Origin of the sequence: Leptolyngbya sp. DQ-M1, assembly GCF_039962505.1 — a bacterium.
In the GTDB taxonomy this organism is placed as follows: domain Bacteria; phylum Cyanobacteriota; class Cyanobacteriia; order Leptolyngbyales; family Leptolyngbyaceae; genus Leptolyngbya.
Genome location: NZ_JAMPLJ010000001.1, coordinates 1,007,110 through 1,029,364, shown reverse-complemented (window position 1 = coordinate 1,029,364; position 22,255 = coordinate 1,007,110). Strand labels below are relative to the sequence as shown.

Genomic DNA, 22,255 nt, shown 5'->3' with positions numbered 1-22,255 from the left:
GCAGAACCAGTACAATTTGCCATGACGAACGTGACGTAAAAGCTTTTCAGAGCAACAAGGACATTCAGGCATGACTTTTGACCGTAATTGGAATAGAGGCGTTACTGTGTTTTGGTTTTCACTCACAGCCCTATTTAAACGATAAAAGAGCAACCTGATCTTCGCTATGGGCAAGCTACCCGTTCTGTGGGTGGAGTTCCCTAGATCATCGAGTTAAATTTGGTAATGATTTCTATAACCAAAAAAATATCCCAGATACGATCAAATCATTGGGTTGTTATCAAAAGAAATAAGAGGCTACGAGAATTGTTCTTGGTTTCTCGCATTGATGTTTTGTGATGGTAAATGCTTACAGGTTATGGCAAATTATTCGATCGATATTCACAACTGGGGCGGATTGCTATTTCGATTAGGGAGCGCGATCGTTGCAGGCGGCGCGATCGGTTGGGAGCGTCAGCAGCGCCACAAAGCAGGGGGACTCAGAACCCATATGCTCGTCAGCTTGGGATCTGCTTTGTTTATTCTCGTCCCGATCGAGGTGAGCGGTTCAGCCGATGGCTTAAGCCGCACAATTCAAGGTGTAGCGACGGGTGTTGGATTTTTGGGAGCCGGAGAAATTTTGCACCGATCGCGCCCCAACAGAAATAGCCAGGAAGTCAAGGGCTTAACCTCTGCTGCCTCAATTTGGGTTACAGCCGCTTTGGGCATCACGGCTGGAGCAGGACTTTGGCAGCTTACCGTCCTGGGAACCTTGCTCACTCTGATCACCCTGGTTGTAGTGAAGCGCTTGGAGCAGATTGCGCTCGTTTCTAAGCAGAATGATTCGGAAGAATGAGGGAAGTATCAAGTTTCAGCGATCTTGCCGAACAATTTCTGTCGATCTTATCAATGGCGGGTAGACTGGTTATAACTAAATTAGTTCAAAATCTAGTTCAAAATCTCATACGCTCCATTACTCAAACCTGAATAGGAGCTGCCCTAGCTCACATTGCCCTATTTAAGAAAAGCGCCTTTAGCAACCTTCACCCTGTTGTCCCGCTGCTTTCCTGCGTCCAATGAATGCTGATACCTTTGATCGCGGTTCTAATGCTTGTCCGGTTTGCCATCGCGTCGGTGGGTTGCCTTCCGTTAAATCGGTGGGTGGTTTGCTTACCTGCCCGCATTGCCGATCGCGCCTTGTCGTCAGTCTGAGCGGTCATTATGTCCGCGATCCGTTTCGGGTGAAAAAATTATCGAGTCAGCAGCTCCGCAGGCAAAGCCGCCCAATTGCCAGAATCCTGAGAGATTCCGGCATTGCCAAGCATTCCCCGCTCATCGCGATCGTCAGTAGCTTGATGGTCGTCGGCTTTTCAATGTCGATTCTAGGTCGAGCGGAGAGATTACCAGATTGGGTACAACAAGTCATTCTGAAAGATGCAGAGGTAAAAGATTAAGATTCGTAACAATGAATCTTGAAGAAAGATTAACAAAAGAATAAACGATTCTCAAATTTCTGTAACGCTAAGTAACAAAAAATTGCAGGTTTTTTATCAATTTGTGTCGGATAAGCGCCGGAATGCTCTTTCTGCATACGTTTTCTGGTAAAAACACAAATGTAGATGAAATCCCGATCGCGATCGCAAAGCCGAGAAGATCGCTTTACAAAGCGTTACATTCTCTAGCTTGGTTCAGGTTCAGATCTGAACTGGGTGCTTCGTTCGCTGGTTGTTTTAACAAGAGAACACGCATACAAGGAGTCTGAGCGAATGTTCACTCACGTCAAGCCCACCGTTCGACACATTGTTCCTGAGAACCTGGCAGGACGGTCTTTACTCAAGGTGGTCTATGTCGTGTTAGAGCCACAATATCAAAGTGCGCTCTCCGCCGCCGTCCGATCAATTAACGCGAATCATCCGAAAATTGCGGTCGAAATCAGTGGATATCTGATCGAGGAACTCCGCAACCCAGAGAACTATGAAGCCTTTGAGAAAGATGTTTCTGAAGCGAATATTTTCATTGCTTCGCTGATCTTTCTTGAAGATTTAGCTGAAAAAGTCGTTGCCGCAGTCGAGCCGCATCGCGATCGCTTAGATGCCGCAGTGGTGTTCCCGTCGATGCCACAAGTGATGCGCCTGAACAAATTAGGCAGCTTCTCGATGGCACAGTTAGGGCAGTCGAAGAGCGCGATCGCGCAGTTTATGAAGAAGCGCAAGGAAAACTCTGGCGCAGGCTTCCAAGACGCAATGCTGAAGCTCTTAAACACGCTGCCGAAAGTGCTGAAATATCTGCCGATGGACAAGGCGCAAGATGCTCGCAACTTTATGCTGAGCTTCCAGTATTGGCTCGGTGGCAACGCTGAGAACCTGGAAAACTTCCTGCTGATGTTGGCAGATAAGTATGTGTTTAAGGGTGAAATCGGCGGTACCGTTCAAGATCCGCAAGTTTACCCGGATCTGGGTATTTGGCATCCAATGGCTCCGACCATGTTCGAGGATCTCAAAGAGTACCTAAACTGGTTTAACTCGCGCAAAGATATTCGAGAAGATATGCGCGATCCGCTCGTTCCAACCGTTGGCTTAGTGCTGCAAAGAACGCACTTAGTCACAGGTGACGATGCTCACTATGTAGCAATGGTGCAAGAAATCGAATCGATGGGAGCGCGGGTGATTCCGGTGTTTGCCGGGGGACTGGACTTCTCGAAGCCTGTTGATGCGTTCTTTTATGATCCGATTACCGGAAGCTCGATCGTCGATGTCGTGGTGTCGCTCACCGGATTTGCCTTGGTCGGAGGTCCTGCTCGTCAAGATCACCCGAAAGCGATCGAAGCCTTGCGCCGTCTGAATCGCCCGTACATGGTGGCATTGCCGCTCGTGTTCCAAACTACTGAGGAATGGCAAGATAGCGAACTCGGTTTACACCCGATTCAAGTGGCGCTGCAAATTGCGCTTCCAGAACTTGATGGCGCGATCGAACCCATCATTGTTTCCGGTCGAGATGGCGCAACCGGAAAAGCGATCGCCCTGCAAGATCGCGTCGAAGCGATCGCCCAACGCGCCCTCAAGTGGGCGAATTTACGACGCAAGCCGAAACTGCACAAGCGAGTTGCCATCACCGTATTCAGCTTCCCGCCGGATAAAGGAAATGTGGGAACAGCCGCTTACCTTGACGTGTTCGGCTCTATTCATAAAGTGATGGAATCGCTGAAGCAAAACGGCTACGATGTTCAGGATTTACCGGAGTCGGCTGAAGCGTTGATGCTGGAAGTGCTGCATGATGCACGGGCACAATACAACAGCCCAGAACTCAACATCGCCTACAAAATGTCGGTGCCAGAGTACGAGGAACTGACTCCGTATCATGAGCGATTGATTCCGTCTTGGGGTCCTGCTCCCGGACATCTCAACACTGATGGACAGAATCTATTGGTGTATGGCAAGTCGTTCGGCAATGTCTTCATTGGAGTTCAGCCGACCTTTGGCTATGAAGGCGACCCAATGCGGTTGTTGTTCTCGCGATCGGCAAGTCCCCACCACGGATTCGCAGCTTACTACACCTATCTAGAAAAAATCTGGAAAGCAGATGCAGTGCTGCACTTCGGAACGCATGGATCGCTCGAATTTATGCCCGGTAAGCAGATCGGCATGTCTGAGGAATGCTACCCCGATAGCTTGATTGGTACGATTCCCAACCTGTATTACTATGCAGCGAACAATCCATCGGAAGCCACGATCGCCAAACGTCGATCGTATGCTGAAACGATTAGCTATCTGACTCCACCTGCTGAGAATGCTGGACTGTACAAAGGTCTCAAAGAACTCAGCGAATTAGTCGGCTCGTATCAAACGCTGAAAGATTCGGGACGAGGCATTCAGATCGTCGATACGATCATGGACAAAGCCCGGATTTGCAACCTGGATAAAGACATTGCATTCCCGGATAACGCCAGCGAACTGACGCAAGAAGAGCGCGACACGATCGTTGGTAAGGTCTACATCAAGCTGATGGAGATCGAATCGCGATTGTTACCCTGTGGATTGCACGTCATTGGTAAACCGCCGTCAGCCGATGAAGCGATCGCAACGCTGGTGAACATTGCCAGCCTTGATCGACCCGAAGAAAATATGCTGAGCTTGCCTCGGATCATTGCTAATAGCTTGAACCGTGACATTGATGAGATTTTCCAGAACAGCGATCGAGGCGTTCTCGATGATGTGCAACTGTTAAACGACATCAATCAAGCGACTCGTGCGGCGGTAACTGCAATGGTAAAAGCCCAAGTCGATCAAGACGGTCGCGTTTCTAGAACTTCGATGTTGAGCAATCTGTTCAACTTCGGCGGCAAGAAAGAGCCTTGGATCGAAGCACTCCAAGAAGCGGGCTACCCGACTGTGGATCAAGAAGCGATGAAGCCGTTGGTCGAGTTCTTGCAGTTCTGCCTCAAGCAAGTCGTTGCAGATAATGAGTTGGGTGCATTGCTCACCGCACTCGAAGGGGAATACATTCTGCCGGGGCCTGGCGGCGACCCGATTCGGAATCCGGATGTCTTACCTACCGGAAAGAACATTCACGCGCTTGATCCGCAATCGATTCCAACTGCCGCAGCCGTGAAGTCGGCAAAAGTTGTGGTCGATCGTCTGATCGCTCGTCAATGTGCAGAAAACAATGGCGCTTATCCTGAAACGATCGCCTGCGTCCTCTGGGGAACCGACAACATCAAAACCTACGGTGAATCTCTCGCGCAGATTCTCTGGATGGTGGGTGTGCGTCCGATGCCGGATTCACTGGGACGAATTAACAAGCTTGAACTAATTCCGCTCGAAGAGTTGGGCAGACCTCGGATCGATGTCGTGGTGAACTGTTCTGGTGTGTTCCGCGACCTATTTATCAACCAAATGGCATTGCTCGATCGAGCCGTCAAAATGGCAGCCGAAGCCGAGGAACCGTTAGAGATGAACTTCGTTCGCAAACACGCGATGAAACAAGCCGATGAACTCGGAATCAACCTGCGTCAAGCTGCAACTCGCGTGTTCTCTAATGCTTCCGGTTCGTACTCGTCAAACATCAACTTAGCCGTTGAGAATGGCACCTGGGAAAACGAAGAGGAACTACAAAATATGTACCTCTCGCGCAAAGGGTTCGCCTTCTCCTCAGATAATCCTGGAATGATGGAACAAAGCGAGCAGTTGTTCCGCGCTTCGCTGAAGACTGCGGATATGACCTTCCAAAACCTTGATTCTTCTGAGATCTCGCTTACCGATGTCTCGCACTACTACGATTCTGACCCGACTAAAATTGTGTCTCGGCTGCGCGATGACGGTAAAATGCCTGCTTCTTACATGGCAGACACCACTACCGCCAATGCTCAGATCCGCACCCTTTCTGAAACGGTACGACTCGATGCCCGTACCAAAATGCTTAATCCAAAATGGTATGAGGGCATGTTGAGCCACGGATACGAAGGAGTTCGGGAACTGTCGAAGCGATTGGTCAACACAATGGGCTGGTCAGCTACCGCAAACGCAGTAGATAACTGGGTTTACGAAGACACCAACACCACGTTCTTCAAAGACGAGGAAATGTGTAAGCGTCTGCTCGACCTCAATCCCAACTCGTTCCGCAAGATGGTGACGACCTTGCTCGAAGCCAACGGTCGCGGCTATTGGGAAACTAGCGAAGAGAACCTCGATCGACTGCGCGAACTCTATCAAGAAGTCGAAGATCGGATCGAAGGCGTTGAATAACCCACCTTGAAACAACATCAGGAGGCGCGAGCGCTCGTGCCTCTTTTTTGTGTCTAACCTCTGGTCACTGGGCACTCTGAATTAAACCCCAGCAAAGAGGAAATTTTATGTCAAGCGCGGGACTCAATCAGTGGATTGTGAGCGGCAATCTCGCCGCCGATGCCACAATCAAGACGGTAACGCTAAAAGATGGTAGAGAGGCAGGGGTTGCAAATGCAGCGCTTTATGTCCGCAAGTCTCGCAATCGGGAAGAGTCGTTTACTGTATCGCTCAGTATTTGGGAAAAATCTTCAGCTTGGCGAGCACTGCCCTATCTGAAGAAAGGATCGCTGGTAATTTGTACCGGATCAGTTGAACCCAATCCTTATATTTCTAGTGTGGGAAATGTGCCGAGAGCTGGGCTGGAAATGACCGTTTTGGATGTCCATCTCGATCGCGTCAAAGAAGAAACTGAAGCTGCATAAAACAGGGGCGATCGCCCATACGATCGCCCTTTTTCAATTACTTGCCGTCTCAACCGTCACTTCTACCAACATCCCTGTGTGGTCGCCTGCTCAAATTCTCGAACACTGTCACGATCGAACACCACCCGCACCGGAATTCGCTGCAAACTTTGGCGAAGTACCCATCGCATTAGGAGAGAAAATTAGGCTTTTCTGGCTCCCTCTTAGAAATCATCAAGCAGACAGTTGCAGCCCGCAGAGGGATAATCGTGCTGGGTTCAGCGCACTATCAAAAGCGCGAATGGAACAAACTGTATCTTTCATCGGGACTAGAGCTTGAATTGCCTCAATCAGTGGCTCGAAATCAATCGGTTTTTCAAGATGCACCTGAAAGCCTGCTCGGATGGATTGTTCTTCATAGTGAGTCCCGCTTAGGGCAGTAAAGGCGATCGCAGGAAGATAATTCCACTGGGTCTGGCTGCGAATCTGCTTCAAAAGGCTGTATCCATCAATCACAGGCATAACAATATCGCTGAGTAACAAGTCGGGTTGGAACTGTTCTAAAGCGTTTAACGCAGCGATCGCCGAGCCGACCGCGAGCACAGTCGCTCCTTCCATCTCAAGCACTGTGGTTAATAGAATTCTTGTATCCTGGTCGTCATCCACAAGCAAAATACGACAATCTTCTAACTTCTCGATCATCGGTTTGACCTCTCAAAAGCACAGCGTCTGGCAACGAGCAACGTCAGCACAACTCCGATTTAAAATGAAGATAGCGGAACAAACTCTATATTCGCAACATTACTAGAGTTAGGTGACAAATCAAACGATTCTTGATAAACATTTTTATGCGGAAGCATTACTCAATCCCTGGCAGAGTGGGCACTTCAGGTTAATGAACTAATGTAAACTACCAAGCTTTGAATGAGGCTTAGGAAAGCCATTCTGAATTTTTAAGTTGACGATATCGGAGTTTCTCGATCACTTGTCATCCTACCTTAGAAATAGATTAAGACCAAATTAAAAAATCAATGTATAATCATCGAACCCTACCCGGTTAATGCTGAAACGTCTAGTAGCGCGGCGATTTGGGCGTTTCAGCTACCTCGTCCCTACCTCCTCATATCACTATGATTCAAACCCCGATTTGGAGCGTTGTGCTAGCAAGTGTATTTTGGTGGCTGACGCTGCAAACTCCCATTCTGAGTGAACCGATCGCATCTCAACAGCCCAACGCCAAAATCGAAATCGCTCGAATTCGATCCGGCGTTCTCCCCGGTGTCATCATTGGTGGACATCACGAAGGCTGGTTGAACATTGTGCAGCAACGCTACACCGCCTCCAGCGATCGCGATGACCGTCTGGAAGAAGCCGCCCGCTATTTAGTCGAAGATGAACTGGTGCAAGCTGGATTTGATATCGCGCGATCGCAGCCGAGTTCAGTGTTTGAAGAAGCCTCTCACGATCCAGAACCAGGACGGTTTCTGATTGGTGGAACCCTGACCAAAGCACGGCTCAACTCCTATCAATCCTGGTTCAAAGGTGGTGTGACCAAAGACGACCGCACGATTCGCTGGGAACTGTTCGATCGCCAACGCTCTAAAGTGGTGTACCGTCAGGAAATTATCGGCAGTGCCGAAGCAGAAGGCATTGATAATCCAGCCGCAACCTATGAAGCCATTCGCGCCAGCATCAAACAGTTGCTTGAAGAACCGGGCTTTTTAGCAGCACTCAACTCCACCCCTGTAGAGACGATCGTTCAACCGCCATCTCGGTTTGAAGTGGCAGCCTTAGCCGTCTCGAACCAACCGCTCTCGATCGCTCAATTAACCGGACGCAGCGTTCCCGCGATCGTCAGAATCCGCACAACTAGCGGACGTGGAAGTGGATTTGTGATCGATTCTTCGGGACTGGTGATCACGAATCATCATGTCGTGGGTTCTGCATTTACGGTGAATGTCGATCTGTATGATGGCAGTACCCGCATCGGGCGAGTTTTGCGGCGCGATTCTGAACTTGATGCCGCGCTGGTTCAACTCGACGGCGAATCGACCGAAATTTCTGGCTTACCACTTTGTCAGACGAATGCAGTGCGAGTCGGAGAATCGGTGATTGCGATCGGCAATCCTTTATCCCTTTCTAATAGTGTGACTCAGGGCATTGTGAGCGGATTTCGACGCGATGGCGATCGCAGCTTAATTCAAACAGATACCGCGATCAATCCAGGTAACAGTGGCGGCCCTTTGATGAATCGCCAAGGTGCAGTCATTGGGATTGTGACTGAGAAGATCGCCAGTAAAGGGATTGAAGGACTGGGATTTGCTTTACCCATCGAACAAGTGCTGCATCGGCTGAATGTCCAGATCGTTCAACCCGATCGCGCAGCACTCGATGACTGTGGCAATCCGATTGCAACCTCTCAATCGGAGCAACGATCGCTCTAAGTCGTCAACAACTGATCTTTGGGAATGGCATAGGGATCTTTGCCATATCCCAAAGCAAACCGGAATGAATGCGCCACGCTTTTACTAGACAGCGTCATAAACACAATCAATGCCGTGAAGACGACGATCGATGAAACCGCATACAATCCCCGATAGCCGATCGCACTAGAAACACTGCCTAAAATCGGGCCTGCTAAAGCAATTCCAAGATCAAAGCCACCGACGAACAAACCGAAAATCCGTCCGCGCTCAAACGGCTGACAGCGATCTGCAACCAGCGCGATCATAATCGGCAGAACTGTTCCGCCGCCAAATCCTTGGAGTGCGGCTGAGAGCAAAAACAAGCTTGCAGAATTCGCTTGCCACAACAAAAGCATTGCAACGGTATAACAAAGCAACCCGATCGTAATAAATCGTCCCCGCCCATAGCGATCGCTTGCCTTTCCAGCCACAAACCGCGCCAGAAATCCCGTAATCGCCCCGGCTGTGTAGAACAGTCCGGAATTTAGCTCTACTCCAGCACTCTTAATGTGGAGTGGAATAAAGGTTGAAATTGCTCCAAATGCAATCCCCACAAGCAACATCGTAATCGTGGGAACCCGGATACGATCACTGAGCAACAATCGCCAAAATACACCTTGGGTTTTAGAGTTTTGCGGTTGATGCTGGACTGGCGGCGCATGAACGAACATGGCGCAAGTCAGGCTCATCATGCCTAGCAGTGAACTCATCACAAACACAGCGCCATAAGTGGTGAGTTCTTGGAGATACCCGCCCAGCGCTGGGCCTAATGCCATCCCGATCGGATTCACTAAGCTCATATATCCGATCAGTTCCCCCCGATTCTCAGCCGGTGCGAGGTCAACGACCAGCGAACTATATGCCGTTGTCAGCGCGGCAATGCTAATCCCGTGAAAGGCTCTAACCAGCATTAACAACGGAATCGACTGCGTGAGTAAATGACAAACCGGAGCCAGTGTTGCAACCGCGATTCCAATCAGCAGGACAATCTTGCGTCCCTGCTGATCTGCCATTCTGCCAGCTTGGGGACGAAAGATTAATAAGCCGATCGCAAAGGCGCCCATGACAATTCCAAGCTGATTGTCCGGTGCGCCGATCGACTGTAAATACAACGGCAGAGTGGGTAAAAGGCTGGCTAAACTTGCCCAAAACAACAACCCTGCCGTAAACAATACCCCCAGATTTTGCCGTGTCTGGGGGGTTAACTTGGCAAACGTACTCAACGCTTTATTCCCGATTAATGAAGGATCCTAGAATATGAAACGGTTTAGCTTCCCGCGAGAATAGCAGGCATCAAAATGCCATCGATCGCATGAATCACACCGTTATCCGCCAAAATATCTGCTTTCGTCACAGCAATATCGTTAACTTTGATTCCACCCTGATGATCGACCGCAATCACCGATCCTTCAAGCGTTGGCGCTTCTTCGATCTCGGTCAAATCCTCAAGTCGCACATCCCCATCTAGAATGTGATAGCTCAGAACACGACGTAACTTCGGTAAGTCTTCGAGCAGTTCGTTTAGGGTTTCCTTGGGCAACTTCGCAAAGGCTTCATCAGTCGGAGCCAGTAGGGTGAACGTCCCATCATTTTCAAGCTCTGAAGCAATGCCAGCCTTGTCGATCGCCGAAACCAGCGTTTTGAATGATCCCGCTTCGGATGCAGTTTGTAAAAGATTTGCCATAGTGACTGTCCTATTTAATTCTCCCTTTAAGAAAGAACATTGCGATCGAATAAACATCGAACGAAAGGGAGAATTGAGGACAAAGCTAGGAATCGCTAGATCCTTGTGTGCTGTCTAAAAGGTTCTTTTTCGACGTTCTTAGCTCATTCCATAACCCCTTGATCTGATGGTAGGCATCATCGGGTGAAATTTTTCCCGATGTTTCTAAACCGCATAACAAGGAGACCCGCTGGGCGAATTCCTGTAAATTTGCATTGAAAGCTAGATGCTCCGGCGTGAAGTTTCCCCGGTAGTGTGCATTCGGGTACAAAAAATCTTGTTTTTGTTGCTCTGGTGTCTTATCCACAGTTCCACCCTTGGTTTTCGCTTGTCTCTGTATTGTAAGGTGACAATTCTGTGCTGAAAAGTGAAGATGAATTATTTTTGTGCGGCAAGAATTGCTTTTAGTTGACAAAGTGCTTCTTCTACGGTTGCTGCAATGCTCACCCGTTCTGGATCGAGCGATCGCCAAAAGGTTTGCGCGATCGACTCTGCGCCCAACAAAATCACAGACTTTTTCGCTTTCAGCGCTAAAGCAATCTCTGAAGCCGTTCCCGCCCCCATGCCGCAAGTCACGATCGCCTGACTCGATAGCACGTTGATGTTATTTCGCGCATTTCCCATATCCGTGATGATCGGAATGTCGATCGCATCGCTCATTGCGGAATTCTGGTGCGGCAAAATGCCGATCGTCAATCCACCACAGCTTTTTGCCCCTCGGCTGACTGCATCCATGACTCCAACATTGCGCCCACCGCTCAAGACCACCCAGCCAGACCGCGCAATGCCCGCACCGAGTTCGTAAGCCGTTTGAATTTCGAGCGGAGTCGCTTCTCCAACTCCCATGACCCCGACGATCGTTTTGGGCATTTTGATCACAGAACTGATGCAACGTGGATATGAGTTTTTTACCATTCGTTTCGATTATTGTGCCAATTTACAACAGTGAAACCGATTTACCCGCCTTGCTCGATTGCCTACGGGCACAGACTTATCCCCATTTCGAGTGCTTGCTAGTCGATAACAACAGTAGCGATCGCACCGCCGAACTTTTAAAGGCAGCAGAATCGGAGCGCATCCGATCGCTGAAGCAATTCCAGATTCAAAGTTCTTATGCGGCTCGTAATACGGGCATTCAAAATGCAACCGGAGAAATTCTTGCCTTTACCGATGCCGACTGTCGCCCCGACCCGGACTGGCTGACCCATTTGGTGCAGCCATTTATCGATCCAGCTGTGGGATTGGTCGCTGGAGAAATCAAAGCGCTTTCGGGACGCACCTTGTTAGAGCAATACGCCGATCGTCAAGCAACCCTCTCGCAAAAACACACGCTGAATCATCCCTTCTGTCCCTACGGTCAAACTGCCAATCTCGCCGTTCGGAGGGCAGCACTGCCCAAAGTCGGCTTATTTCGTCCCTACTTAACCACTGGCGGCGATGCGGATATTTGCTGGCGAATTTTGCGCCAAACCGATTGGCAATTGCGCTTTGCAGAAAGCGCGATCGTGCGTCACCGTCATCGCGCTACCCTGGCTGAACTCCGGAGCCAATGGCGCAGATACGGACGTTCAAACCGCTATCTCCATGAGCTACATGGCATCGCTCTGATGCGCGAACCCAATTTTGCGGAATATCGTTACCGAGCGCTGCGCTGGCTCCTGAAAGAATTACCGATCGCATCGCTGAACCTGCTTCGAGGCAAAGCCAGCTGGGTCGATTTGATCAGTACCCCGATCGGGCTGCTTTGTCTGCAAGCTCGCGCCCAAGGGCAACGACAAGCGCAACTTTCAAAAGCAGCCTATACGATCGAACCCGTAAGCAATTCCTGCTTACCAAACTTAATTGATTCAAAATTCGCTAAATTTGAGTAAATGCGTGGGTTTAGCGAGACGTTTCGTTTGGTTCTAGACTTGGGAAGTCCCCTAAGCCGAAACCCCGACTGAACCCACATCAAACCTATGCGTTAGAGGAATCGATCATGCCGGAGCAACTTCTATTAGTCGATGACGAACCTGGACTCCGGGAAGCGGTACAAGCCTATCTCGAAGACAGCGGCTATACGGTACACACTGCGACCAATGGACAGGAAGGATGGGAAACCGTGCAGCGCGTCCTGCCCGATCTCGTGATCACCGATGTGATGATGCCCCAAGTCAGCGGCTACGAATTCCTCAAGCAACTGCGCGACGATCCCCGCTTCAAAACGCTGCCCGTGATCTTTCTCACCGCACGCGGCATGAAAAGCGATCGCATCCAGGGCTACGATGCAGGCTGCGATGCTTATCTACCCAAGCCGTTTGATCCAGAAGAACTCGTGGCGATCGTGGGACGGTTGCTTCAGCAAAGAGCAGATATCAAATCGACAGGCGGCGATAGTGATGTCAATCTTGCAGCACTTTCGCGCCAAATTGCTGAAATTCAAGCCGAACTCAAAGGGCGAGGCGCGATCGCTCAAAAGACCACTCCGATGAAGCTCGATTTCACCCCCAGAGAACAAAGCGTTCTCGATTTAGTCGTGGATGGGTTGATGAACAAAGAGATTGCCCGTCGGCTCGATACGAGCGTCCGCAACGTCGAGAAATACGTCAGCCGCCTGTTTAGCAAGACGGGCACCAATAGCCGCACTGAGCTAGTCAGATTCGCACTGGAACACGGACTCATGACTCCCAATCAGCAACGTCAAACTGGAGCGTAATAGCAGTGTGGGGGCTGCGATCGATCGTCAAGTTCGCGTTTAGCTGATACACGAGCGAATTGATGATCTGGAAGCCTAAAGTTTGAGGGCTGCTCAGGTCAAAATTTGCGGGTAACCGATCGCCCGTGTCGCTTACGGTGAGGGCAACTTGCGAATCCTCGATCCGGAGCGACACTGCAATTTCTCCAGCTTGATCAGAAAGTCCATGTTTCAGCGCATTTGAAATCAGTTCGTTCAAAATCAACCCAACGGCAACGACTTGATTTGAAGCCAGTTCGATTTCTCCACGGACAAGGGTTTGCAGCGTGATTCGCTCTGGCTCGATCTCATAAGTTTGCGCCAATAACAGAGTTAACTCCTGCACATATCCACCGAGGCGAATGGTTGTCGCATTACTCGATTCAGATAATCTTTCATGCACCAGCGCCACCAGCCGGATTGAAGTCTGGTAATTCCGCAGCAAGGATTGAACAGCGGCATCTTGCGATCGCAGCACTTGCAGATCGATCAAACTAGCAATAATCTGCAAATTGTTCTTAATGCGGTGGTGAATTTCCCGCAGCAGCATCTCTTTTTGCTGCACTGTCGCTTGCAACTGGTCGATCGCAGAGCTTTTTGCCTGAATCAGCGATCGTGCCGCTTGCAAAACTTGAATTGCTGTCTGTAACTCTTGATCAATCTCGGTTTGAAAGGTGGGATTTAGCGCCGTTTGGGTCAACAAGCGATCGCGAATCGAGGCGAGGGTTTGCCGGATCGTTTCGATCTGTTGGGCAAACTCGCCGTTATTCATACTAGAAATCATTTACGTCTCAGGAACTCAATCAAAATTAGCCGAGTGCTGCTGCGAAGGCGACTGAGCAAGGGGCAACATCAATGCACCATCTCAGAGTGTTCAGAGGCTTGCACGACATTTCTGCAACCCATGCAAAAAACACTTTTACTAGCAAGGAACTTAACGACTCATGCATTTGGGGCTTAATATCATAATTTACCATTAAATACAAGGTTGAATACTCTGAATGTGCCAGTTTTCTCTCAAGAACGGTCAATACACCTGATGATCGACATCAGCTATACTCAATGTCTTAAGTGTTAAATACTGAAACGTTTTTTTAAGCGGTACATTACAGTAGAGATAGACTCGTGAAATGCCAGTAACGTTTGAGGCGATTTATGGCTGCTAATCTTGCTTCCAGTTCGAGGGTCGCGACACCAGCCGCACAAGATGCGGTAGCGCTACGAGAGGTTTTCGCATCGCTAACGGCTGAAAGTTGCCCGCTCACCTACAACTTCCACATGCACACGACGCACTCGGATGGACAGCTACATCCCGAAGCACTCGCACAACAGGCAATCGACCTATCGCTCAAAGGATTTGCCATCACAGATCACCACCAGATCAACGGGTACAAAATGGCACAGCGATATCTAGAAACCCATCAGGTCGGTGCAACAGTTCCGCAGCTATGGACAGGAGCTGAAATCACCTCCAGATTGCTTGAAACTGAAGTACACATTCTAGGGTTCGCGTTTGATCCGGAGCATGGCGCGATCGCGTCTTATTTGCAAGGCAGCGCACCGCGAGGAGAATGCGCTCAAGCTGCACGAGTGATTAGTGCCATTCATCAAGCAGGCGGAATTGCGGTGTTGGCGCATCCAGCGCGATATCGGCGATCGGCAGATGAATTAATTCCAGCCGCAGCAATGGTGGGGATTGATGGGGTAGAAACGTTTTACGCTTATAACAATCCGAAGCCTTGGAAGTCTAGCCCCAAGGAAACAGAGCGGGTGACGCAGCTAAAGACTCAGTTTGGTTTGTTGAGTTCTTGTGGAACGGATACTCACGGAATGAGCTTGCTACAGCGTCTCTAGGCATTCAATCCCTAGGCATCTAATCTCTAGGCACTCAAACAGTGTGATAGTTAATTTCTGCGTCGAAACTGTTTTGAGAAATACTAAAGCTTGATAGGGTGGCAACAGCCTTTCATCACAATGGGTTATGTCTTCCCTTTTATCAGACGCTTCACAACGATTACAGCAAGCATTAAAGTACACCTCGCTTTCAGAGGACGCGATCGAGTCTTTGAAATCCGCAAAGGCATCGCTTTCAGTGTCGATTCCGGTGCGAATGGATGACGGGTCGCTGAAAGTGTTTCAGGGCTATCGGGTGCGGTATGACGATTCACGGGGCGCAGGTAAAGGGGGAGTGCGGTATCACCCAAATGTGACGCTGGATGAGGTGCAATCGCTGGCATTTTGGATGACGTTCAAATGCGCCGTGCTCAATTTGCCGTTTGGGGGGGCGAAGGGTGGCATTACGGTTAATCCAAAAGCCTTATCACGGCTTGAGCTAGAGCGCTTGAGCCGGGGATATATTGACGCGATCGCCGATTTTATTGGGCCGGATGTGGATATTCTGGCTCCCGACGTTTATACAAATGCAATGGTGATGGGCTGGATGATGGATCAGTACAGCATCATTCGGCGGCAGAATACTCCGGGTGTGGTTACAGGCAAGCCGATCGCGATGGGGGGCAGTTTGGGACGAGATACGGCAACGGCAATGGGTGCGTTGTTTGTGATCGAGGCAATGTTACCTAAGTTTGACAGAAAGCCCCAAGACACCACGATCGCAGTGCAAGGATTTGGGAATGCGGGAGCGACGATCGCAGAATTGCTGCATCGGGCTGGATATAAAGTGGTTGCAGTCAGCGATTCTAAAGGTGCAATCTATTCCGAAGCTGGACTAGATATTCCCAGCATTCGCCAACACAAAAATGAAACTCGCGCTCTGCAAGCGGTGTACTGCGAAGGTAGCGTCTGCACGGTGACCGAGCACGATCGCATCACCAACAAAGAACTGCTTGAACTGGATGTCGATGTGCTGCTGCCGGCTGCGTTAGAAAATCAAATCACCGAAGCAAATGCGAACAACATCAAAGCAAAGCTAATCTTTGAGCTTGCGAATGGGCCGATTACCTCTGCTGCCGATGCAATTTTAGAGCAGAAAGGGATTTATGTGTTTCCAGATATTCTAGTTAATGCGGGCGGTGTAACTGTCAGCTATTTTGAATGGGTACAGAACCGCAATGGCTTGTACTGGACATTAGGCGAAGTGAATCAAACGCTCCAGCGCAAGATGGTTGAGGAAACAGAGTGCATTTGGTCGATCGCACAAGAACTATCGATTCCCGTCCGAACGGCTGCCTATGTTCATGCCCTGCAACGATTGGGAGAAGCTCTCGATGCCAAAGGGACTCGCAACTATTACACCAGTCGATGAACGACACGCGCCCTTCTCAAGGCGCGGTTTCTGTCGCGGTTTCAGGCATAGTTCTGCGTTAATTTGAATGCTGGCTTTGCGGAGCGCGTCCGAATAGATGCGTCAAGCTTGCAAATCGATCGCGAATCTCATCGCTCAGCATCTCCGATCGATACCGCCAGCCCCAATTGCCTTCTGCTTGCCCTGGTGCATTCATCCGGGCATCGGTTCCTAAGCCCATCAGGTCTTGCAGCGGAATGATAGAGAGTACGGCAACTGAACTCATTGCCACGCGAATCAAATCCCAGTGAATGCCTTGATGACTAATGCAGCCAAGATAGTTCAATAAGTTATCGCGCTCATAGTCTGAAAGCTGCTCATACCAGCCGATCGTTGTATCGTTATCGTGTGTTCCGGTATAAACAAGACAGTTGTGTGGATAGTTAAACGGGAGATAGGGATTATCCGGAGCAGATCCAAAGGCAAAGTGAATGATCTTCATGCCTGGAAACTCAAACTTGTCTCTCAGTTGTTCTACTTCGGGAGTGATTACACCCAGGTCTTCAGCTAAGATTGGCAGCTTACCTAACTTGCGATCGAGCATCTGAAAAAACAACTCTCCTGGTGCTTCGACCCAGTTTCCATTTATTGCCGTTTCTTCACCCTGCGGCACTGCCCAGTAAGCTTGAAAACCGCGGAAATGATCAATCCGAATCCAATCGACTAAATCTAACATAGCTTCAAAGCGCTGCACCCACCACTTGAAGTCAGTCTTTTCAAGGTACTCCCAATCATAGATGGGATTGCCCCAAAGCTGTCCAGTTGCACTAAAGTAGTCCGGTGGAACGCCCGCCATCAGTTCGGGATGACCCGTTTCAGGATCAAGCCTGAAGTTTTGTGAGTTTGCCCACACATCCGCACTATCGTGCGCGACATAGATGGGAATATCTCCAATGATCTGAATCCCATTTTCATTTGCATGTTGTTTGAGCTTAACCCACTGCCGGAAAAACTCGAACTGGAGGTATTTTTGGTAGAAAATCTCGTCTTGTAAGCGTTCTTGAGCGTGTCCGATCGCTTCCGGCTTAAACCGCATCAGTTCCGGTTCCCACTCGTACCAGCTTTTCCCACCGCTTTCTTCTTTCAGCGCCATAAACAGCGCATAATCTTCGAGCCAGTAGGCTTTGCGAGTACAGAACTCAGCAAACTCTCGTTGCTCAGATTCACGATGCTTGAAGGCTTCACAAGCTTTGCGCCACAACGGAGCTTTCGTCGCATAAACGCGATCGTAATCCGTTCCATTCAGCCAGAACTCCGGCAGATTGGCAAAGTCTGATTCTTCTAATAATCCCTGATCGCGCAGCGCTTCTAGACTAATCAACAACGGATTCCCTGCCATTGATGAATACGACGCATACGGTGAATTTCCATAGCCTGTTGGCCCAAGGGGCAACACTTGCCAATACTGCTGACCGCTCTGCACCAAGAATTCAATAAAGCGATGAGCTTCAGCTCCCAACTCACCAATACCAAATCGACCAGGGAAACAGGTAGGATGCAGCAAAACGCCGCTCGATCGTTTCAAAGACATAAAATCAACGCGAGGAAAAGGCTCCCAGAACTGTAACATAGAGCGAAAAGCGCAATCTCTGCCGAAAGAAGAATCAAGATTTATTCGGAAAACGTAAACTTTCTATGGCTCATCGCAATCCCGCTCCCACCGTGGACATCATTATCGAATTAATCGATCGTCCTCATCGTCCGATCGTCTTAATCGAACGCCTCAATCCTCCCCACGGTTGGGCAATTCCCGGTGGATTTATTGATTACGGCAATTCTGCTGAAACGACTGCACACAACGAAGCGATCGAGGAAACCGGACTCGAAATCGAATTGGTGGATCTGCTGGGTGTGTATTCTGCTCCCGATCGCGACGAGCGCCAGCACACGATGAGCGTTGCTTATATTGCGACTGCTAAAGGCGATCCCAGAGCGGGAGACGATGCGAAAACCGTGCGCGTGATCAACATTTGGGAGATCCCACCAAATTTATGCTTTGATCACGATCGCATTTTGCACGATTATTTACAGTACAGAAATTATGGAATGCGTCCAAGGTTATGAAGAAAGTAATTCGGACTGATGCGGCTCCGGCTCCGGTTGGCCCCTACAATCAAGCGATCGTCGCTCAAGGATTAGTCTTTGTCGCGGGGCAAATCTCGCTTGATCCTAGAACGGGTGAGATTGTCGGTGCGGGTGATATTGTGGCGCAAACCGATCGAGCCTTAACCAGCATGAAGGCAATTCTAGAGGCGGCGGGTTCGTCGATGGCAAACGTCGTAAAGACGACGGTGTTTCTGAAAGATATCAATGATTTTGCAGCCATGAATGCGGTGTATGCCAAGTATTTTGAGGAAGAAAGTGCGCCTGCTCGAATTTGTGTGGAAGTCGCACGATTGCCCAAAGATTTGTTGGTTGAAATTGACTGTATTGCAAGCGTAAATAATTAACGGCTTGTCGGTAGGGACGTTCTCACGGAATAGCTCTACAGTTAGAAAACGCGATCGCTGCTTTCTCAACGAGCAAACGATCGCGCTTGATTCGACTAATCCGGCATACTATTCGGTCAAATGGTGTTAAGACTTCTCGACGACTTGAGCGCCGTGTCCGCGTGGATCGCTTGGTTTGGCGCTTGATTCGGTGCTGGCAGGTGAGGAAAACGCCGAAGTTTGTCCGATGCTTTGGGCGTGGGGAAGTTCTGTGCCCATCGATAACGCAATCAAATTCTCTTCTACGATCGATCGCGGTTGCTCACCAATCGCTTGAGCGATCGCATTCCCTGTTTGATTCATATAAACGAAGTGCGGAATGCCATCGACGCGATAATGCAGAATTTCGGGCAGCCACTTGTCGTTATCCACATTCAGCATGACGAAATTCACTCGATCGCCATAGCTATCTTTGAGTGATTTTAGCTCTGGAGCCATTGCCTGACAGCTTGTACACCAATTGGCATAAAACTCCATCAGTGTCGGTTTGCCGTTGGTTAAGGCAACTTCTAGTGGTGTAGAAGCAGCAGACATTTCATTCAGCGAAACGCCTGTCGTTTGAGTGCGGAGTCCAAGCACCATCGCAACAGTAAGCACGATCGCGCTAATCACAATCAGAAAATTGCGGACACGAGCCGCGATCGGGGTTGAAGATTCCATAGCGTTTGTGAGTTCCTATCTTGCTTCTTTTAGTGTACCGAGATTACTGCGTCGGCGAATTCACAAAATCCCATTCCTTCCGGCTGCGCGGTGATGTAGGTTGGTAAGTGCTTTAGTTGCGTTTGATAGCGCTGAATGTTGGCAACTCCGATCGACATAGGAAATTGAGCCGCATCAAATAAACTTTCATCATTTGGACTATCGCCAACAGTTGCAACTTGCTTCAGGTTGTACTGAGGAAATCGATCGCTTAAAACCTTTAATAGTCCCTGTGCTTTGTCTTGTTGCAGTCGTTTAATGTGACATTGAACATTGCTATAAGTGAAGCCAAAACCACGTTTTTGACAGAGCAAGCTTAATTGATTAAGGTCTGAAACTGCTAACCCAGCAACATCAAATGTCCAATCGGTAAGACGAAACGCATTATCACTGGATTCTTGAATCTGTGGAAACTGCGATCGTAGTTCTAAAAACATTTCTGCTAACTTCTGGCGATGCACTTTCAAGTCCGCGATCGGCACTAATAATTCTTGTGTTTCACCTTGATAAAACAATCCGCCGTTTTCGGCGATCGCCCCTACGATCGGTAAGTAATGGACTAAACCATTCACCCAACCCGCTGATCGTCCAGTTACAATCAGCACCGCAACTCCGGCTTGATTCAGCCGATCGAAGACTTGTAACAGTTGAGGCGTAAATTTTTGATTGATGGTTAACGTTCCATCCATATCAGTTGCAATGAGTTGAATTGACTGCAAATCGGGAGCGCTACTGAGCGGAATCATCGTTAGCTGCCTCGCATTGACTCCTTAATTCTTTCATGTTGTAGAAACACTGAAATATTTACTCTGGTTTCTGGGCACTCTGAAACCGACGATTCTCGCCCTGAAAAAGTCCTATGTCACCTCACGCTTATCCCCTGCTTGCTCAAGCTGCTGTCAAAACTCAGCCCGCACCTAAGCCACAAGTTCAAACTGGGGCAAACATTTGGATGACGACTTCGGGGGCGCTGTTTTTGATGCTTGTTGTGTTAGGAATTCTCTCCACAATCCAAGCTAGTAAGCTGAAAAAACAAGTGAAGTTTGAGATGCTCAAAAATCGCGAGTATCAGAAAAAATTGAAATATGCGGTAGAAACGATCGGCAAAATGGAGCGCAACCCCGATCTGATTCACTCGCGCGAATTTAACCTCGATTATCTCCGGATGCGAATGGCGGAAGAAGTGTTTCACTTTGCGATCGTCAATCAAATTAAGATCCGCGTTAAAGATAAAATCACGGTCGCCCTGCGTCCGACCCAAGCCAATCAAGGCGAAATTGGCATTGCCAGCACAGGTCGCCAAGTCGATGAAATCTTTGACGTGCTATACAAAACAGGTGAGACGGCACAATCGACTAGAGTTTTGTTCCGCATTCAAATCAAGATTCTGAAGCTTCCAACTCAGCCTACTTCAGTCACCATTAATCAGATTATTGATTGCTTTGAAACCTTCCTCAGCCCAACCCACGAGAATGATACGTGGCAACCTGCGGTACAAGGCAGAATTGCCAATATGCGCTGGGATCAAAACGCTAAACCAACGCCATTGCTGGTGCTAGAGCAAACGCAAGAAGGCTCAAACGTGACGTTTAGAACGACTCGCATGGCGAATAACTCGTGATGTCGTCTAAGCTTCTAGTGTAGTTTGAATCCGCAAAATCCCAGAACTGCCGTCTTTGCCGTTGGAGTCCTCGATCGGTTGCTGTTGTCGCTCCGATGTTGCTTTTGCTAACAAGTTATACTTTCCAGCTTGATCCGGCTTCCACAAATAGCGCCACAGCGTCCATTCATGCGGTGATTCTGGACGATTTTGTTCCGCAGTTTGCCAGGTTGAACCATTGTCCGTACTGATTTGAATTGATCGGATTGGAGTCGATCGATCCAGCGCAACCCCCGCAAGCATTACGCCCTTCTCCCAGTTATCGCGGCTCAATGTTACTTGATGGCGCTTATTCCACACTCTCGAATCTTGCACCTGACGCATCAATGAATGCGTTGGTATCTCAGCCGTATTTGACCAGCCTTGGTTCTCCCAAAATCCGGTTTTGGTTTTCGCGATCGCCTCAATCCCGACAATCCATTTCGGTTGCTTCTGCCCAAAATGTCCCGGAATCAGAATTCTCACTGGATAGCCATGTGCCGCCGTCAACGGCTCACCATTCATCCGATGTACCAATCGCACTTCTGGACGCATCACTTCCGCCACAGGCAGCGTCGTTTCGTACCAATCTGCGCCCTTCATCGCAATCTCGATCGCGCTCGATTTCACACCTGCCCGTTTGAGAAAGGGTAAAAGCGGTGTGCCTGTCCACCGTGCATTTCCGATCAAATTCCCACCTGCCGGATTTCCGATACATTCCATCGTCAGGTAAAACTCTTCCTGCGGTGCATTCAGAATGTCTTGTAGGGTGAGTGTAATCGGCTGATTGACTTCTCCTGTAATTTTGAGTTGCCATTTCTCTGCATTCACCTGAGAAGCCAGCGCATAAGACTGCACATAGAACTCATCAATCGGTGTAATCAAATGATCGGGGAGCGGTGCAGTGGGATCGATCGAAAACAACAGATCCATTGCCTTAGCCTGACAGCCGCCCAAAACGCTGGCTGCAATCAAGCCACCTGATGTTTGTCCCAACAGCCTTAAAAGTTCTCGACGGTTCACGGAATTTTAGCGATCGACAGTGAGATTATTCTAGTCT

At 49.2% G+C, this 22,255-nt stretch carries 22 protein-coding genes; 12 read left to right on the top strand and 10 right to left on the bottom strand.

All coding sequences use genetic code 11. The annotated features are described in order from the left end of the window. Positions 1-358 precede the first annotated feature (358 nt). The 4 genes from NC981_RS05030 (at position 359) to NC981_RS05015 (ending at position 6,184) form a co-directional block, all read left to right on the top strand. Positions 359-835, top strand: coding sequence for an MgtC/SapB family protein (locus NC981_RS05030; protein WP_348241781.1), 477 nt, complete (start codon positions 359-361; stop codon positions 833-835). A gap of 220 nt (positions 836-1,055) precedes the next feature. Beyond that, the gene (locus tag NC981_RS05025) at positions 1,056-1,433 is read left to right on the top strand and encodes a hypothetical protein (RefSeq protein WP_348241780.1); all 378 of its coding nucleotides are present in this window, start codon (positions 1,056-1,058) and stop codon (positions 1,431-1,433) included. Positions 1,434-1,745: 312 nt separating this feature from the next. Then, positions 1,746-5,720, top strand: coding sequence for a magnesium chelatase subunit H (locus tag NC981_RS05020; protein ID WP_348241779.1), 3,975 nt, complete (start codon positions 1,746-1,748; stop codon positions 5,718-5,720). Between the two features lie 107 nt (positions 5,721-5,827). Beyond that, the gene (locus tag NC981_RS05015) at positions 5,828-6,184 is read left to right on the top strand and encodes a single-stranded DNA-binding protein (RefSeq protein WP_348241778.1); all 357 of its coding nucleotides are present in this window, start codon (positions 5,828-5,830) and stop codon (positions 6,182-6,184) included. 213 nt (positions 6,185-6,397) lie between these two features. Here NC981_RS05015 and NC981_RS05010 read toward each other — a convergent pair whose 3' ends face one another. Next, on the bottom strand, positions 6,398-6,865 hold the full coding sequence (locus NC981_RS05010; RefSeq protein WP_348241777.1) for a response regulator: 468 nt from the start codon (positions 6,863-6,865) through the stop codon (positions 6,398-6,400). Positions 6,866-7,293: 428 nt separating this feature from the next. On the opposite strand from NC981_RS05010, the gene NC981_RS05005 reads away from it, so the two are divergent. Further along, a complete protein-coding gene (locus NC981_RS05005; protein WP_348241776.1) occupies positions 7,294-8,607 on the top strand; it encodes a trypsin-like peptidase domain-containing protein in 1,314 nt (437 codons plus the stop codon). Here NC981_RS05005 and NC981_RS05000 read toward each other — a convergent pair. From NC981_RS05000 to NC981_RS04985, 4 genes are all read right to left on the bottom strand, one after another. Further along, complete coding sequence (locus NC981_RS05000; RefSeq protein ID WP_348241775.1) at positions 8,604-9,851, bottom strand: MFS transporter; 1,248 nt, start codon at positions 9,849-9,851, stop codon at positions 8,604-8,606. The two genes, NC981_RS05005 and NC981_RS05000, sit on opposite strands and share 4 nt — an antisense overlap. 44 nt (positions 9,852-9,895) lie before the next feature. Further along, positions 9,896-10,312: a fasciclin domain-containing protein gene (locus tag NC981_RS04995; protein WP_348241774.1), complete on the bottom strand. Its 417-nt coding sequence runs from the start codon at positions 10,310-10,312 to the stop codon at positions 9,896-9,898. A gap of 85 nt (positions 10,313-10,397) precedes the next feature. Beyond that, positions 10,398-10,658, bottom strand: a complete 261-nt coding sequence (locus NC981_RS04990) for a hypothetical protein (protein WP_348241773.1) — start codon at positions 10,656-10,658, stop codon at positions 10,398-10,400. 71 nt (positions 10,659-10,729) lie between these two features. Continuing rightward, positions 10,730-11,221 carry a cytochrome gene (locus NC981_RS04985; protein ID WP_348242047.1) on the bottom strand — a complete coding sequence of 164 codons (492 nt, stop codon included), beginning with the start codon at positions 11,219-11,221 and terminating at the stop codon, positions 10,730-10,732. A gap of 29 nt (positions 11,222-11,250) precedes the next feature. Between NC981_RS04985 and NC981_RS04980 the strand changes: the two genes are divergently transcribed. Then, on the top strand, positions 11,251-12,222 hold the full coding sequence (locus tag NC981_RS04980) for a glycosyltransferase (RefSeq protein ID WP_348241772.1): 972 nt from the start codon (positions 11,251-11,253) through the stop codon (positions 12,220-12,222). Between the two features lie 107 nt (positions 12,223-12,329). Next, positions 12,330-13,046, top strand: a complete 717-nt coding sequence (locus NC981_RS04975; protein WP_190375437.1) for a response regulator transcription factor — start codon at positions 12,330-12,332, stop codon at positions 13,044-13,046. Here the strand turns inward: NC981_RS04975 and NC981_RS04970 are convergent. Further along, on the bottom strand, positions 13,009-13,848 hold the full coding sequence (locus NC981_RS04970) for a histidine kinase dimerization/phosphoacceptor domain -containing protein (RefSeq protein ID WP_348241771.1): 840 nt from the start codon (positions 13,846-13,848) through the stop codon (positions 13,009-13,011). The genes NC981_RS04975 and NC981_RS04970 overlap by 38 nt on opposite strands. Positions 13,849-14,219: 371 nt before the next feature. Here NC981_RS04970 and NC981_RS04965 point away from each other — a divergent pair, with 371 nt between their 5' ends. Together NC981_RS04965 and NC981_RS04960 are read left to right on the top strand one after the other, a co-directional pair. Continuing rightward, positions 14,220-14,918 carry a PHP domain-containing protein gene (locus tag NC981_RS04965; RefSeq protein WP_348241770.1) on the top strand — a complete coding sequence of 233 codons (699 nt, stop codon included), beginning with the start codon at positions 14,220-14,222 and terminating at the stop codon, positions 14,916-14,918. Positions 14,919-15,045: 127 nt separating this feature from the next. After that, entirely contained in the window at positions 15,046-16,329 is a 1,284-nt protein-coding gene (locus tag NC981_RS04960) for a Glu/Leu/Phe/Val dehydrogenase (protein WP_348241769.1), read from the top strand. Positions 16,330-16,387: 58 nt separating this feature from the next. Here the strand turns inward: NC981_RS04960 and malQ are convergent, their stop codons facing one another. After that, positions 16,388-17,899 (bottom strand): 4-alpha-glucanotransferase, encoded by a 1,512-nt coding sequence (gene malQ, locus NC981_RS04955; RefSeq protein WP_348241768.1) that lies wholly within the window; start codon positions 17,897-17,899, stop codon positions 16,388-16,390. Positions 17,900-18,003: 104 nt separating this feature from the next. On the opposite strand from malQ, the gene NC981_RS04950 reads away from it, so the two are divergent. Continuing rightward, positions 18,004-18,432 carry an NUDIX hydrolase gene (locus NC981_RS04950; RefSeq protein WP_348241767.1) on the top strand — a complete coding sequence of 143 codons (429 nt, stop codon included), beginning with the start codon at positions 18,004-18,006 and terminating at the stop codon, positions 18,430-18,432. Then, a complete protein-coding gene (locus NC981_RS04945) occupies positions 18,429-18,818 on the top strand; it encodes a RidA family protein (protein WP_190375430.1) in 390 nt (129 codons plus the stop codon). Before NC981_RS04950 ends, NC981_RS04945 begins: the two co-directional genes overlap by 4 nt. Positions 18,819-18,944: 126 nt before the next feature. Here the strand turns inward: NC981_RS04945 and NC981_RS04940 are convergent, their stop codons facing one another. Further along, the gene (locus tag NC981_RS04940; RefSeq protein WP_348241766.1) at positions 18,945-19,517 is read right to left on the bottom strand and encodes a thioredoxin family protein; all 573 of its coding nucleotides are present in this window, start codon (positions 19,515-19,517) and stop codon (positions 18,945-18,947) included. 29 nt (positions 19,518-19,546) lie between these two features. Then, entirely contained in the window at positions 19,547-20,302 is a 756-nt protein-coding gene (locus NC981_RS04935) for an HAD family hydrolase (protein WP_348241765.1), read from the bottom strand. A 113-nt stretch (positions 20,303-20,415) separates the two neighbouring features. On the opposite strand from NC981_RS04935, the gene NC981_RS04930 reads away from it, so the two are divergent. Then, positions 20,416-21,177 (top strand): hypothetical protein, encoded by a 762-nt coding sequence (locus NC981_RS04930; RefSeq protein ID WP_190375427.1) that lies wholly within the window; start codon positions 20,416-20,418, stop codon positions 21,175-21,177. 6 nt (positions 21,178-21,183) lie between these two features. Here the strand turns inward: NC981_RS04930 and NC981_RS04925 are convergent, their stop codons facing one another. After that, complete coding sequence (locus NC981_RS04925; protein WP_348241764.1) at positions 21,184-22,218, bottom strand: molybdopterin-dependent oxidoreductase; 1,035 nt, start codon at positions 22,216-22,218, stop codon at positions 21,184-21,186. Positions 22,219-22,255: the final 37 nt, after the last annotated feature.

What these genes read in the sequence shown, in the direction of transcription:
- NC981_RS05030 (WP_348241781.1), top strand. Translation starts at nt 359, where the DNA reads ATGGCAAATTATTCGATCGATATTCACAACTGGGGCGGATTGCTATTT.
- NC981_RS05025 (WP_348241780.1), top strand. Translation starts at nt 1,056, where the DNA reads ATGAATGCTGATACCTTTGATCGCGGTTCTAATGCTTGTCCGGTTTGC.
- NC981_RS05020 (WP_348241779.1), top strand. Translation starts at nt 1,746, where the DNA reads ATGTTCACTCACGTCAAGCCCACCGTTCGACACATTGTTCCTGAGAAC.
- NC981_RS05015 (WP_348241778.1), top strand. Translation starts at nt 5,828, where the DNA reads ATGTCAAGCGCGGGACTCAATCAGTGGATTGTGAGCGGCAATCTCGCC.
- NC981_RS05010 (WP_348241777.1), bottom strand. Translation starts at nt 6,865, where the DNA reads ATGATCGAGAAGTTAGAAGATTGTCGTATTTTGCTTGTGGATGACGAC.
- NC981_RS05005 (WP_348241776.1), top strand. Translation starts at nt 7,294, where the DNA reads ATGATTCAAACCCCGATTTGGAGCGTTGTGCTAGCAAGTGTATTTTGG.
- NC981_RS04995 (WP_348241774.1), bottom strand. Translation starts at nt 10,312, where the DNA reads ATGGCAAATCTTTTACAAACTGCATCCGAAGCGGGATCATTCAAAACG.
- NC981_RS04985 (WP_348242047.1), bottom strand. Translation starts at nt 11,221, where the DNA reads ATGCCCAAAACGATCGTCGGGGTCATGGGAGTTGGAGAAGCGACTCCG.
- NC981_RS04980 (WP_348241772.1), top strand. Translation starts at nt 11,251, where the DNA reads ATGAGTTTTTTACCATTCGTTTCGATTATTGTGCCAATTTACAACAGT.
- NC981_RS04975 (WP_190375437.1), top strand. Translation starts at nt 12,330, where the DNA reads ATGCCGGAGCAACTTCTATTAGTCGATGACGAACCTGGACTCCGGGAA.
- NC981_RS04970 (WP_348241771.1), bottom strand. Translation starts at nt 13,848, where the DNA reads ATGATTTCTAGTATGAATAACGGCGAGTTTGCCCAACAGATCGAAACG.
- NC981_RS04965 (WP_348241770.1), top strand. Translation starts at nt 14,220, where the DNA reads ATGGCTGCTAATCTTGCTTCCAGTTCGAGGGTCGCGACACCAGCCGCA.
- NC981_RS04960 (WP_348241769.1), top strand. Translation starts at nt 15,046, where the DNA reads ATGTCTTCCCTTTTATCAGACGCTTCACAACGATTACAGCAAGCATTA.
- malQ (WP_348241768.1), bottom strand. Translation starts at nt 17,899, where the DNA reads ATGTCTTTGAAACGATCGAGCGGCGTTTTGCTGCATCCTACCTGTTTC.
- NC981_RS04950 (WP_348241767.1), top strand. Translation starts at nt 18,004, where the DNA reads ATGGCTCATCGCAATCCCGCTCCCACCGTGGACATCATTATCGAATTA.
- NC981_RS04945 (WP_190375430.1), top strand. Translation starts at nt 18,429, where the DNA reads ATGAAGAAAGTAATTCGGACTGATGCGGCTCCGGCTCCGGTTGGCCCC.
- NC981_RS04940 (WP_348241766.1), bottom strand. Translation starts at nt 19,517, where the DNA reads ATGGAATCTTCAACCCCGATCGCGGCTCGTGTCCGCAATTTTCTGATT.
- NC981_RS04935 (WP_348241765.1), bottom strand. Translation starts at nt 20,302, where the DNA reads ATGATTCCGCTCAGTAGCGCTCCCGATTTGCAGTCAATTCAACTCATT.
- NC981_RS04930 (WP_190375427.1), top strand. Translation starts at nt 20,416, where the DNA reads ATGTCACCTCACGCTTATCCCCTGCTTGCTCAAGCTGCTGTCAAAACT.